Consider the following 12,988-nt stretch of genomic DNA (forward strand, 5'->3'; position numbering starts at 1 on the left):
ACCGGCCTGTCCGCGGCGTTCGCCATGGCTCCGGTCAAGGCCGAGACCATCACGATGGCCTCGACCACGTCCACCGAGCAGTCGGGGCTGTTCGCGCATCTGCTGCCCGCCTTCAAGGCCGCCAGCGGCATCGACATCAAGGTCGTCGCCCAGGGCACCGGCCAGGCCCTGGACACCGCCCGCCGCGGCGACGCCGACGTGGTCTTCGTGCACGATCAGGCCGCCGAAGAGAAGTTCGTGTCCGAAGGCTATGCGGTCAAGCGGTATCCGGTCATGTACAACGATTTCGTCCTCATCGGCCCTTCCGCGGACCCGGCGGGCGCGAAGGGCAACGACATCGTCGCGGCCCTGAACAAGCTGGCTGCGGCCAACGCTCCCTTTATCTCCCGCGGAGACAAGAGCGGCACACACGCGGCGGAGCTGCGCTACTGGAAGCAGGCGGGCCTCGACAACAAGGGATCGGGCTACAAGGAGTGCGGCTGCGGCATGGGTCCGGCGCTGAACATGGCGTCGTCGATGAACGCCTATGTGCTGTCCGATCGGGGCACGTGGCTCAGCTTCAAGAACCCGGGCGACCTGAAAGTGCTGGTCGAGGGCGACAAGAAGCTCTTCAACCAGTATGGCGTGATGGTGGTCAACCCCGCCAAGCACGCGCACGTCAAATCGGCCGCCGCCCAGAAGTTCGTCGACTGGGTGACCTCGAAGCCCGGGCAGGACACGATCGCCAGCTACAAGATCAACGGCCAGCAGCTGTTCTTCCCGAACGCCAATCCGTAGCGGCGATGAGCGGCCGTCAGGGCATGGACGCCAGCACCTGCTCCAGGGGCCAGGCGTGCGCCTGGACCAGGTCCGCCACGGCTTCGTAATCGTCCAGGCCGACCCAGGGCAGGCCGCCGCCGGAAGGCGGCGGCACATCGCTGACGATGGCGCCTATGCTGGCGTCGTCCGGATAGAGCCAGGGTTTCGCGTTGGCTTCGCGGTGCACCTCGATCTTGATGTGCGGATTGCGCTTGAAACCTTCAATGAGCACCAGGTCGACCACGCTCATGCGGCCCAGCAATTCGCCCAGCCCGGGCTCGGGCTCGCCGCGCAATTCATGCATGATCGCCCAGCGCGCCGAGGAAGCCACCAGCACTTCGCTGGCGCCGGCCTCTCGGTGCAGGTAGGAATCCTTGCCCGGATGATCGATATCGAAAGCATGATGGGCATGCTTGAGCGTCGACACGCTCAGGCCCCGGGACTTCAGCACCGGTATCAGGCGCGTCAGCAGCTGCGTCTTGCCCGCGCCGCTCCATCCGGCAAAACCTATCACTCGGGTCATCCGGCGCCTCAGATCAAGCCATCGAACGGCAGGACGTCGACATATTCGCCCGCGGCGATATTGCCTTGGTCGTGCCCCAATACCAGCAGGCCGTTGGCCTGGCTCATGCTGCGCAGGATGCCGGAGCCCTGCGAGCCCGTGATGGCCGCCTGCCAGCCGCCATCCGCGGCGCGCGTGACGATCGCGCGCTGGTATTCCGTGCGGCCGGGCTTCTTGCGTATGGGCCTGGGCGTCACACAGCGCAGGAGCGGCAGCGCTTGCGGTTCGGCGCCTCCCATGGCCAGGAGCGCGTCGCGCACCAGCGCGTAGAAGGTCACCATGACGGCCACGGGATTGCCCGGCAGGCCGAAAAGAATGGCCTGCCCGATGCGCCCGATGGCCAGGGGCCGCCCTGGCCGCATGGCGATCTTCCAGAACAGCACGTCGCCCAGGCGCGCCATGACCTTCTTGGTGTAGTCGGCTTCGCCCACGCTGACTCCGCCGGAGGTGATGACGACGTCGGCGTTGGCGGCCGCCGCCGCAAAGGCCTGTTCCAGGGAGGCCTCGTCGTCTCGCACCACGCCCATGTCCAGCATCTCCACGCCCAGGCGCTGCAACATGCACCACAGCGTGTAGCGATTGCTGTCGTACACACAGCCCTCGTCCAGCGGTTCTCCGATGGAACGCAGTTCATTGCCGGTGGAAAAGAACGCCACGCGCACGCGGCGCCGCACGGGAACCTCGCCCCGGCCCAGCGAGGCCAGCATGCCGATGTCTGCGGGCCGCAGCACGCGGCCGGCCGACAGGGCCGGCTCCCCGCGCGCCAGGTCTTCGCCCGCCAGGCGGCGATTGTCGCCCTGGCGCAGCATGCCCGCCGGGATGATGATGGCGCCGTTTTCCTGGCGCACGAACTCCTGCGGCACCACGGTATCCAGGCCGGCCGGCATGACCGCGCCGGTCATGATGCGCACGCACTGCCCCGGCCCCGCCACGCCCTCGAATTTTTCACCCGCCAGCCCGCTGCCCGCGACGTGCAGGACGGTGTCTCCCTCGGCGCGCAAGTCCTCGCCCCTGAGGGCATACCCGTCCATGGCCGAATTGTCGTGGGCGGGAACGTCAATGTCGGAGATGATGTCCCGGGCCAGTGTGCGGCCCAGCGCCGCCCGCAGGGGCAGGACCTCGACGGCGTTCAGGCGCGGGACCAGGCGGTCGATGAACTCCCGCGCCTGGCCGATGGGCAGGGCATTCGGATCATAGCCGTCGACACAGGATGCGATGGCCGCGAGGGTCTCGGGACGGTCGGTGCTCATGATTGAAGCTGCTGCAATTCGGTTAGGGTGTTGGCGCCGGCGAAAGCATGCGCATCCTCGAACAGGACCTCGACGCAGGCGTGGCTGGCGGTCCAGATGTCGATCTTTCTCTGCCCGCTATCCAGGAACGCCAGCAGGCTGCCCAGCAATGCGGTCTTGAGCAGGCAAAACACAGGCTGGGTTCGCGTTACGCCGTCCTCGAGCGTGGCCACCATGGCGATGTCGGCACCGGCCTCTTGCAGGGCCGCTGCCAGGCGCTCCACCATGTCCGGCGGAAACAGCGGCGAATCGCAAGGCACGGTGACGAGGTACTCGGTTTCGCAGCGCTCCAGCCCCGCGGCGAAACCCGCCAGCGGCCCCGCGAAATCGGTAGAGGCATCGGGCCATACGGGCGCGCCCAGGGACTCGTACGCGGACAGGTTGCGGTTCGCGTTGATCATGATTTCCCCGACCTGCGGCCCCAGGCGCAGCAAAGCGTGCATCGCCAGGGGAATGCCCTGGAAATTCTGCAAGCCCTTGTCCACGCCCCCCATGCGGCTACCTCGCCCGCCGGCCAGGATCAACCCGGTGATTTGGCTTTTATTTATCATCATGCTCACGAGTTCCGGCCGCGCGTGCGGCCCTGCGGTCATAGCAGCCAGTATAGCGGCTGCTGCCCCCGGATATCGCCTCTACAGGCGCAGCCAGCCGCGTCTCGTCGCGTAGTGCAGCGCACAGCCCAGGAGGAAGCCGGCGGCCACGTTCCAGATGCAGACCGCCGCGCTGGCCAGCACCACCGCGCGCTCTTCCCTTGCTTCGGGCAGACGGCCGTTTCCCGCCGCCAGCTGCAGTCCGGTGATGAACAGCAGCACGCCCAGCACGGCCGGCGGAAACAGCTGGAACAGCGTTACCACCGTGCCGCTGAAGAACAGCGCCAGAACGAGCAGCAGGCCGCCCAGGATCACTACCGAGCCGCCCGTGCGCGCGCCGAAGGCCACATGGCCGGCCATGCCGCCCGCGCCATGGCACATCGGCACCCCTCCGCTCACGCCCGCGAACAGGTTCATCAGCCCCGTGGAGAAGGCGATTCCGCTTTCGGAAACGGGACGCTCGGGAAAGAGCCGGTTGTTTTCCCGGCTGATGGCGAGAATGGCGTTGCCCAGCGTCAGCGGGATCTGCGGCAGGACCAGCAAAACGATGGCCACGAAGACCTGGTTCCAGTCCAGCTCGCCCAATTCCCAGCTTGGCAGGCGCAGGGCCGGCGGCGTCGACGCCAGCTCGGCCAGAAGCGCAGGCTGGCGCCAGATTCCCAGCGTCGCGCCGAACAACAGGAGGAAGAACATGGCAGGAAGACGCCTGCTGCGCAGCAGCGCCAGCGCCATCGCCCCGGCGGCCACGGCGACCAGCAGGTCGCCATGCATCATCTTCACGCCTTGCAGCATGAAGCCCACGCCCAAGCCCAGCAGGATCGCATAGACCACGGTAGCCGGCACCCAGCGCGCGACGTGGCGCATGAAGCCGCTGAGCGCCAGCAACAGCCACACCAGCCCCGTGGCCAGCGCGGCGACGTGGACCGCTCCGGGGGTGACCACGGCGGTCTGCACGGCCTGGATGGAAGCCGCGGCGCCGATGGCCTTCATGGGCTGCACCGGGATGGGAGTCCGGTAATACAGGCCGCACACGAGCATGGACAGGCCGAACGCGAACAGAATGCCAAAGGGATCCATGCCCAGCACGCCGATATAGGCGGCTATGAACGGAATCAATGTTCCCAGGTCGCCGAACGCGCCCGCCCACTCCATCTTGTCGTAGCGATTGGACGGCGGCGCGGCGGAGGAGGCATCTGAATCAGTCATGGAGACACGTTCCAGAAAATTGGGCCGGCCCGCAGGCAGGAAGCGCTCGCTTCAGGCCGGACTTGGCGGGCATGCAGCATCTTACCGCGGCGAATTCGGCCGGGAGCGGCCTGGCGGCACGAACGACGACGGCTAATGCTCGCGGATCAGCGTCGTCGAAAACTCGTAGCGGCCGGCCGGATGATGCGAGCACGACACTTCGACGATGTGGCCCGCCTGATCCTTGTAGTGCCGCAGGATGTACAGGCCGGGCGATTCCGGCGCCACCTCCAGCGCGCGCGCGGCGGCCGCGGGCAAGGCGCAGGCGGAGATGGTCTGCTCGACCGATGCAATGCGCCGGCCGTAATGTTCTTCGATCAGTTCCGACACCAGCCGGTCGGGATGCTTGCGCACCAGCGCGCGCACGCCCTTGTAATGCGCGTCGACGTATAGCTCCGTCCACACGACCGGCGGCTGGCCGTCGGCCCCACGCGTGGACGAGAACTTCAGCCATCGGGTGCCGGGACCCACTCCCAGCCGGGCGGCAAGGTCCACGTCCACCACCACCTCCTGGATCTGCCGGATGCTGCGCGGCGTGCGCGCCGCCAGCTGGACCAGATCTTCCAGGGAACGCAAGGACTGGCTGAAACCCGCCTTGGGACGGGCGGCCGTCACCACCGTGCCGCTGCCCCGGCGGCGCGCGATCAGGCCCAGGTCCTGCAGTTGGCGCAAGGCCGCGCGGACGGTGTGGCGGCTCGCGTCGAATTCCTCGGCCAAGGCGTTCTCGGCGGGCAATACCGTACCCACGGGATATTCCTCGCTGGCGATACGTCGCGCCAACTCTTCCGAGATGCGGGTGTACAGCGTAATGGACATGGCAGGGGGGTGGTTGGCGATACCCCGCATTCTATCCGTTGCCGCCCGGGCGGCCTCTTCTACGGGTAATCCCCGGCGTTGACGTCCCCTTTTGCGCCTGCTTAAATGTACGTACAACTTTTTATGAGCGTACATTTTATGCCGATCTCGGTTCTCGAATCCACCTTGTTCAAAGACATGTTCGGCACCGCCGCGATGCGCGCGGTGTTCGACGATGCCGCCACCGTGCGGCGCTACGTGGAAACCGAAGTGGCGCTGGCCCGCGTGCAGGGCAGGCTAGGCATCATCCCGCCCGAGGCTGCCGGCGCAATCGAGGCCCGCGCCGACGCGGCCGCCATCGATATGGACGAATTGCGCAGGGAAACCGAGATCGTCGGCTATCCCATCCTGCCGCTGGTGCACCAGCTGTCGCGGATGTGCGGCGCCGAAGGCGAATACCTGCACTGGGGCGCCACCACGCAAGACATCATGGATACCGCGACCGTGCTGCAGGTGCGCGACGCCCTGGCGATCATCGACGAAGACCTGGCCGCCCTGGACGGCATCCTCGACGCGCTGGCGCTGCGGTATCGCGACACGCCCATGGCGGGGCGCACCCATCTGCAGCACGCCCTGCCCATCACCTTCGGCTATAAGGCCGCCGTCTGGCTGCTGATGGTGCGCCGCCATCGCGAACGGCTGGCGCAGCTGCGTCCGCGCGTGCTGGCCGGCCAGTTCGGCGGCGCGGCCGGCACCCTGGCATCCCTGGGAGACGAGGGCCTGGCGGTGCACGCCGCCTTGATGCAGGAGCTGGATCTGGCCGCCACGCCGGTAACCTGGCACGTGGCCCGCGACGGCCTGGCGGAAACCGTGCAATTCCTGGCGCTGGTGGCAGGATCGCTGGGCAAGATCGCCGTGGACATCATGCTGATGATGACCAACGAACTGGGCGAAGCCTACGAACCGTTCGTGAAGGGCCGCGGGGCGTCCAGCACCATGCCGCAAAAACGCAACCCGATTTCGTGCGAGCTGATGTGGAGCGCATCCAAGACCGTCCGCCAGCACGCGGGCCTGGCGCTGGACGCCATGCTGCAGGACTTCGAGCGCGCCACCGGGCCATGGCATGTCGAATGGACGGCCGTGCCGGAAGCCTTCGTGCTGACCGCGGGCGCCCTGCACCAGGCGCGGTTCATGCTGGGCGGCCTGGAAGTGGACACCGCGCGCATGGCAAGCAACCTGGACCTGTCGGGCGGGCTCATCGTGGCCGAGGCGGTAATGATGGGGCTGGCCCCGCATATCGGTCGCCAGACCGCGCACGACGTGGTGTATGACGCATGCCGCGACGCCGCCACCTCCCGGCGGCGGCTGGCCGACGTGCTGAAAGACGATGCGCGGGTCGTCGAACGGCTGGCCCCCGAGGCCATCGAACGCCTCTGCGCCCCCGCCAACTACCTGGGGGCCGCTCCCGACATGGTGGACCGCATGCGGGCCCGCCCCTACACCGGGCCGGCCTGAGCGGCGGCCCTTCCCTGATCCATAAAAGCAACAGGACGGAGACAACTCATGAAGAACTGGATAGCGGCATTGGCCGCGGCGGGCGCGTTCGCCTTACCGATGGGCGCGCAAGCGCAGGACAACTACCCCAGCCGGGCGATCACCTGGATCGTGCCCTTCTCGGCCGGCGGCCCGACGGATGCAATGGCGCGCAATGTGGCGAACCGCGTCGCGCAGGAACTCAACCAGACGATCCTGATCGAGAACGTCGGCGGCGCGGGCGGCACCATCGGCGCGGCCAAGGCGGCCAAGTCCGCGCCCGACGGCTATACCTTCCTGGTGGGGCATATCGGCTACATGGCGGCGGCGCCGTCGCTCTATGCCCGACTGCCCTACGATCCGGTCAAGGATTTCCAGGCCGTGTTCCGCTTCCCCGACACGCCGCTGGTGCTGCTGGTGGGCGAATCATCGCCGCACAAATCGCTGCCGGAACTGATCGCCTATGGCAAGCAGCACCCGGGCAAGCTGAATTTCAGCAACGCGGGCGTTGGATCCACCTCCCACCTTGTGGCCGCCATGTTCGCCAGCCAGGCGGGCATCACCATCACCCCCATCGCGTACAAGGGCGCGGGCCCCGCGCTGAACGACCTGATGGGCAACCAGGTGGACGCCATGTTCGACCAGACCAATACCGCCCTGCCGCAAACCAGGGGCGGCAAGGTCCGGGCGCTGGGGCTGACCTCGCCCGACCGCATGGCGCAATATCCCGACGTGCCCACCATGGCGGAAAAGGCAATCCCCGGCTTCCAGGTCTCTACGTGGTACGGTTTGTATGCGCCGAAAGGAACACCGGACAAGATCGTGCAGACCATGTACCAAGCCTGGCAGAAGGCGCTGAAGGACAGCGCGTTCACCGGCAAGATGGCCGAGCAGGGTATCCAGTTGCTGCCGCCCGCCCAATACGCTCCCGCCGCCTTCCAGCAGTTCACCGCCGACGAGGGCAAACGCTGGGCCCAGGTGATCAAGCAAGCCGGCATATCGCTGCAATAAGGAGCGTTGGATCATGCGTGTCGTCGAAGCCTCGGACATCGAAACCAGTATCGCCGACGCGCTGCAGGCGGTCAGCCACACGCATCCGGCCGACTTCGTGCGGGCGCTGAAGGCGGCCCATGCCGTGGAAACCCAGGCGCCCGCCCGCAACGCGCTGCTGCAGCTGCTGATCAACAGCAAGCTCAGCGCGCGAGCCCGCCGGCCCGTATGCCAGGATACGGGCGTGGCGCATGTCTACGTCACGATGGGCATGGACGTGCGCATCCGCCATGACGGCCCCGGGCCCACGCCCAGCCTGCAGGCGCTGGCCAACCGCGCCGTCGCCCGCGCCTACGGTTGCGAGTCGAACCCGCTGCGCGCCTCCATGATCCAGGATCCGCTGGGTGCGCGCCGCAATACCCGCGACAATACGCCCGCCATTCTGCAGCTGGAGCTGGTCGAAGGCGAAGAGCTGGCCTTCACCGTCGTCGCCAAGGGGGGCGGCGGCGACGTCAAGACGCGCTACGCCATGCTCAACCCCAGCGACTCCATCGCCGATTGGGTGGTGTCGCAGTTGCCGGGCATGGGCGCCGGCTGGTGCCCCCCTGGCGTGCTCGGCCTGGGCATCGGCGGCACGCCCGAGCAAGCCGTGGCCATGGCCAAGCGCGCCCTTTTCAGCGAAATCGACATGTCCGCCCTGCTGCGCCGGGGCGCTGGCACGCCGGAGGAACGGCTGCGGACCGAGGTGTTCCAGCGCATCAATGCACTGGGCATCGGGCCGCAAGGGCTGGGCGGCGCCACGACCGTGCTCGACGTGAAAGTGGCGACCGCGCCCTCGCACGCGGCGCTCCTGCCCGTGGCGCTCGTTCCCAATTGCGCCGCCACGCGTTTCGTGTCTTTCGAAATGCCCGCAGCGGGGCCCGCGCGGTTCCCGCCACCCGACCCTGCCATATGGGAAGGAATACCGGACGCGCTGCCGGCGCAGGAAGGCAGGCGCGTGGACCTGGACACGCTCACGCAGGCCGAGGTGTCCGGCTGGGCTGCGGGGGATACGCTGCTGCTGTCGGGCAAGCTGCTGACGGGGCGGGACGCCGCGCACAAACGCATGGCGGACCTGCTAGCCCAGGGCGAGCCCTTGCCGGTTCCCCTGCGAGGCCGAGCGCTCTACTACGTGGGGCCGGTGGATCCCGTGCCGGGCGAAGCGGTGGGCCCTGCGGGGCCGACCACCGCCACCCGCATGGACAAGTTCATGCCGCAGCTGCTCGCGGAGACCGGCCTGCTGGTGACCATAGGAAAGGCGGAACGCGGATCCTCGGCCATCAAGGCCATCAAGGCGCATGGCGCCGCCTATCTCAGCGCCGTGGGCGGCGCGGCATACCTGGTGGCGCAGACGATCCAGTCCGCCCGCGTGGTGGCCTTTGCCGACCTGGGCATGGAGGCCATTTATGAATTCGAGGTGCGCGACATGCCTGTCACGGTCGCCGTCGATGCGCGCGGCAAAACGACGTACACCGTCTTCCCGCTGGCGGTGGAGCCTTCCGCCTAGAGACGCAAGGACCAGAATTCCTGATCGAACGTCTGCCCGAACGCCTGTTTCCCGGGTATCGCCCGGGTCATGCGGAACCCGAGGCGCGCATAGAGCGCCCTGGCGTCCACAAGGCAGCTGTATGTCTCAAGCTGCACTTCCTTCAGCGCGTGCGCGCGCGCATGATCCAGGGCCGTCTTCATCATGGCGCGCCCCACGCCCCTGCCCCGGTATTGCGGCAGGACCAAGACGAAATTCAGGAATGCAACCTCGCCAGGCCGGTCGGAAACGGCAATCGACGCCGCGCGCTGCTCCCCCATCAGGCCGACCCAGACGCGGTTGAATGGGCCGGGCAATTCGCGAAAGGCATGCATTTTCCCGGCGATGCCATCCCGGAATCGCTCGTCGAAGCCGAATTCCGCGGCATAGACATCCCCATGCGCGGCAATGATCCATTCATGATCGCCCGGCTGCGCCGCCCGCACCGTCAGTTCGCTCTCCATCGCCCGTTCATCCCGTTCCATTGGTGCAGGCATTATCCACCCAAGGACGGGCCTCCATTCACGGCTGCGAGGCGGCGCCTCAACCCCCGGAATTGCAATTCATCTTCGCGTGCTGGTGCAGCGCTTCGCGGTCCAGGATGGTCAGCCCCCCGTAGCGCGTCTGGAGGACTCCGGCGCGGGCCAGCCGCGTCAATGCCGCATTGCAGCGCTGGCGGGACACCCCGCACAGGCTGGCGATTTCCTCCTGCGATATCTTGAGGCGCCCGTCGGTGCCCGAATGCGATTCCGCCGCGAGCTGCGCCGCGACGGCGCGCGCCACCATCGTGTCCACGTCGAGCAGCACGTTGCCCGTGTAGCTCGCCATCAGCCAATCCACTCTTTGCGCCAGATGTTCCATGAGCGCCTTGGTGAACTCGATATTGTTGTTCCACAGCCGTTCGCAGGTATCGCGCGGCAGGATCACCACCCGGCTCGGGCGCAGGGCGACCACTTCATATTCGAAACGCGCGCCGCGGATCATGGTGGCTTCGCCGAACCAGCTTCCCGTGCTGAAGCCCGCCAGCGACAGCGTCTTGCCGTCGGCGCCGCGCGACGACCATTTCACCAGCCCGTCGACCACGCCGTACCAGCCGGGCGAGCGCTCCCCGGCGCGAAAAAGGTATTCGCCCGTTCCCAGCGAGACCATGCGCAGCCTGCCGCGGATCTCCTCGCGTTCGGCGTCCGGCAGGCCGTTGTACCAGGGCACGACGCCCAGCATCCGGTCCACCGCGCCTTGCGCCTGCTTTCGCCGCGCGCTCAACGGACCATCCCCAGTGTTCGCAGACGCTGTGCGCATAGCTTCCTCATAGCCGGCTGTGTGGCCACGCCCAGGTAAACCCTTAGGTTCTTTGTCACCATGGTGACTGTCCGCGCGACAGGCCCGGCCACAGAATAAGGAAGCCCGTCGGGCCAAAAAACATAAGAGGAGACAGGAATGTTGTCAATGTCGCGCGCGATGTCCGCCGCCGCAGCCAGTGGCGCCATCATGTTCGCGGGGCCTGGCGCGGCCCATGCGCAGATCTCGGACGACGTCATCCGGATCGGGTTTATCACCGACCTGTCGGGCGTGTACTCGGGCCCCGACGGCCCCGGCGGCGCGGAAGCCATCAAGATGGCGATAGAGGAAATGGGCGGCGCGATCGACGGCAAGAAGATCGAGCTGCTGGTGGCGGACCACCAGAACAAGGCCGACATCGCCTCGGCCAAGGCCAGGGAATGGTTCGACCAGAAAGGCCTGGACATGCTGATCGGGGGCACCAATTCCAGCACGGCGCTGGCCATGTCCAAGGTCGCCTCGGACAAGAAGAAGCCCATTATCGTGGTCGGCGCCGGGGCGCCTGCGCTGACGAACGAACAGTGCACCCCCTACACCCTTAACTATGCCTACGACACCGTCGCGCAGGCGCGCGGCACCGGCGGGGCGGTGGTCAAGACGGGAGGCAAGACCTGGTACTTCCTGACGGCCGACTATGCCTTCGGCACGGCGCTGCAGGCCGACACCACCACCGTGGTGGAGGCGGCCGGCGGCAAGGTCCTCGGAGCGGTCAAGCATCCCCTGTCCTCCAGCGACTTCTCTTCGTTCCTGCTGCAGGCCCAGGCCAGCAAGGCCGAGATCCTGGCCCTGGCGAACGCGGGCGCCGACGCCACCAACGCGATCAAGGCGGCCAATGAGTTCGGCGTGACCCAGACGATGAAGCTCGCCGGCATGATCATGTTCATCAACGACATCCACGCCATGGGGCTGCCGGCCGCGCAGGGCATGTACCTGACGGACAGCTGGTACTGGAACGGCTCGGACGACGCCCGCGCCTGGAGCCGCGAGTTCCACAAGCGGCGGCAGGCCATGCCCTCGTCCCTGCAGGCGGCCGACTACTCGGCCGCGCTGCAGTACCTGCGCGCGGTCAAGGCCACGGGCACGGACGACGCCGACCGGGTCCTCGCCCACATGCGCGACGGCAAGCTCAACGACATGTACATCAAGGACGGCGTGGTGCGGCCCGACGGGCGCGTCGTGCACAACATGTATCTGCTGCAGGTCAAGACGCCCGAGCAGTCCAAGGAGCCCTGGGACTATTTCAACGTCGTGCAGACCATCGACGGCAACGACGCCTTCACCAAGAAATCGGAAAGCCGTTGCGCGCTGTGGAAGTAAGCCGCGCACGCGCCGCCTCGCCCGCCCGATCCCCTGAGAGAATCCCATGGCAAAACGCAAAGTGATCGTGACCATCGCCCCGACCGGGGGCATGGCCTTCAAGAGCCAGAATCCCAATCTTCCCACCCAGCCCGCGGAGATCGCCGAAGACGTCTACCGCTGCTACAACGCCGGCGCCAGCGTGGTGGCGCTGCATGCGCGCCGGCCCGACGACCAGGCCACCTGCGACGCGTCGATCTACCGCGAGATGAACCGCCTTATCCGGGACCGCTGCGACATCGTCCTGAACAACTCCACCGGCGGCGGCGTGCACGGAGACATGGTCAAGGAAACCTCGCCCGGCACCTGGGAAATCCTGTGGGAGGAACGGCTGAAGGGCATGGACGCGGGCGCCGAGATGTGCACGCTGGATGCGACCACGCTGAACCTGGCCTTCGGCGACCGCGAATACCTGATGAACACGCCGCTCAGCAAGGCCCGCGAGCTGGCCGCCGGCATGAAGGCGCGCGGCATCAAGCCCGAGTGGGAGGTGTTCAGCCCCACGCACATCATCCAGGACGCCACCACGCTCATCGACGAAGGCCTGGACGACGGTCCTCCCTTCATCAACCTGGTAATGAACGTGCACCGGAACTTCCAGAACGCCATGCCGTTCTCGCCCCGCCACTTGCAGATGATGGTGGACCTGCTGCCCAGGAACGCCGTCTTCTGCGTCAGCGGCATCGGCCCTTCGCAGCTGGAAGCGAACATCAGCGCCCTGCTGCTGGGCGGCCATGCCCGCGTCGGCCTGGAAGACAACCTGTACTACCGCCATGGCGAGCTGGCCACCAACGTGCAGCTGACCGAACGCATCGTGCGCATCATCCGCGAACTGGACATGGAACCCGCCACCCCCGCGGAAGCCCGGGAAATCATGGGCCTGCCGCGCACAGACGGCCCCAGGCCCGAATTCGCCGCATGACGGGGA

At 67.1% G+C, this 12,988-nt stretch carries 13 protein-coding genes; 6 read left to right on the top strand and 7 right to left on the bottom strand.

All coding sequences use genetic code 11. From position 1 onward, the window contains the following. Nucleotides 1-24: 24 nt before the first annotated feature. Nucleotides 25-777 carry an extracellular solute-binding protein gene (locus JL37_RS19090; RefSeq protein WP_369798621.1) on the top strand — a complete coding sequence of 251 codons (753 nt, stop codon included), beginning with the start codon at nucleotides 25-27 and terminating at the stop codon, nucleotides 775-777. Nucleotides 778-793: 16 nt separating this feature from the next. Here JL37_RS19090 and mobB read toward each other — a convergent pair whose 3' ends face one another. From mobB to JL37_RS19115, 5 genes are all read right to left on the bottom strand, one after another. After that, nucleotides 794-1,321, bottom strand: a complete 528-nt coding sequence (gene mobB / locus JL37_RS19095) for a molybdopterin-guanine dinucleotide biosynthesis protein B (RefSeq protein ID WP_043546135.1) — start codon at nucleotides 1,319-1,321, stop codon at nucleotides 794-796. Nucleotides 1,322-1,329: 8 nt separating this feature from the next. After that, nucleotides 1,330-2,610 carry a gephyrin-like molybdotransferase Glp gene (gene glp / locus JL37_RS19100; protein ID WP_043546136.1) on the bottom strand — a complete coding sequence of 427 codons (1,281 nt, stop codon included), beginning with the start codon at nucleotides 2,608-2,610 and terminating at the stop codon, nucleotides 1,330-1,332. Next, nucleotides 2,607-3,200: a molybdenum cofactor guanylyltransferase MobA gene (gene mobA, locus JL37_RS19105; protein ID WP_043547038.1), complete on the bottom strand. Its 594-nt coding sequence runs from the start codon at nucleotides 3,198-3,200 to the stop codon at nucleotides 2,607-2,609. The genes glp and mobA overlap by 4 nt, the downstream gene beginning before the upstream one ends. An 81-nt stretch (nucleotides 3,201-3,281) precedes the next feature. Further along, entirely contained in the window at nucleotides 3,282-4,445 is a 1,164-nt protein-coding gene (locus tag JL37_RS19110; RefSeq protein WP_043546137.1) for a putative sulfate/molybdate transporter, read from the bottom strand. A gap of 132 nt (nucleotides 4,446-4,577) precedes the next feature. Continuing rightward, complete coding sequence (locus JL37_RS19115; RefSeq protein ID WP_043546138.1) at nucleotides 4,578-5,300, bottom strand: GntR family transcriptional regulator; 723 nt, start codon at nucleotides 5,298-5,300, stop codon at nucleotides 4,578-4,580. 138 nt (nucleotides 5,301-5,438) lie between these two features. On the opposite strand from JL37_RS19115, the gene JL37_RS19120 reads away from it, so the two are divergent. The 3 genes from JL37_RS19120 to JL37_RS19130 are packed head-to-tail and all read left to right on the top strand — an operon-like array spanning nucleotide 5,439 to nucleotide 9,348. Next, the gene (locus JL37_RS19120) at nucleotides 5,439-6,794 is read left to right on the top strand and encodes an adenylosuccinate lyase family protein (RefSeq protein WP_043546139.1); all 1,356 of its coding nucleotides are present in this window, start codon (nucleotides 5,439-5,441) and stop codon (nucleotides 6,792-6,794) included. Nucleotides 6,795-6,842: 48 nt separating this feature from the next. After that, nucleotides 6,843-7,823 (top strand): tripartite tricarboxylate transporter substrate binding protein, encoded by a 981-nt coding sequence (locus JL37_RS19125; protein WP_043546140.1) that lies wholly within the window; start codon nucleotides 6,843-6,845, stop codon nucleotides 7,821-7,823. A 13-nt stretch (nucleotides 7,824-7,836) separates the two neighbouring features. Continuing rightward, complete coding sequence (locus JL37_RS19130) at nucleotides 7,837-9,348, top strand: fumarate hydratase (protein WP_043546141.1); 1,512 nt, start codon at nucleotides 7,837-7,839, stop codon at nucleotides 9,346-9,348. Here JL37_RS19130 and JL37_RS19135 read toward each other — a convergent pair. Together JL37_RS19135 and JL37_RS19140 are read right to left on the bottom strand one after the other, a co-directional pair. Next, the gene (locus tag JL37_RS19135) at nucleotides 9,345-9,812 is read right to left on the bottom strand and encodes a GNAT family N-acetyltransferase (protein ID WP_231570383.1); all 468 of its coding nucleotides are present in this window, start codon (nucleotides 9,810-9,812) and stop codon (nucleotides 9,345-9,347) included. The two genes, JL37_RS19130 and JL37_RS19135, sit on opposite strands and share 4 nt — an antisense overlap. A gap of 97 nt (nucleotides 9,813-9,909) precedes the next feature. Further along, nucleotides 9,910-10,629 carry a Crp/Fnr family transcriptional regulator gene (locus tag JL37_RS19140; protein WP_043546142.1) on the bottom strand — a complete coding sequence of 240 codons (720 nt, stop codon included), beginning with the start codon at nucleotides 10,627-10,629 and terminating at the stop codon, nucleotides 9,910-9,912. 183 nt (nucleotides 10,630-10,812) lie between these two features. On the opposite strand from JL37_RS19140, the gene JL37_RS19145 reads away from it, so the two are divergent. After that, the gene (locus tag JL37_RS19145) at nucleotides 10,813-12,021 is read left to right on the top strand and encodes an ABC transporter substrate-binding protein (protein ID WP_043546143.1); all 1,209 of its coding nucleotides are present in this window, start codon (nucleotides 10,813-10,815) and stop codon (nucleotides 12,019-12,021) included. A 46-nt stretch (nucleotides 12,022-12,067) separates the two neighbouring features. Then, nucleotides 12,068-12,982, top strand: coding sequence for a 3-keto-5-aminohexanoate cleavage protein (locus JL37_RS19150; protein ID WP_043546144.1), 915 nt, complete (start codon nucleotides 12,068-12,070; stop codon nucleotides 12,980-12,982). The last annotated feature ends 6 nt before the right edge of the window (nucleotides 12,983-12,988 follow it).

It is taken from the genome of Achromobacter sp. RTa, from assembly GCF_000757485.1.
In the GTDB taxonomy this organism is placed as follows: domain Bacteria; phylum Pseudomonadota; class Gammaproteobacteria; order Burkholderiales; family Burkholderiaceae_B; genus Achromobacter.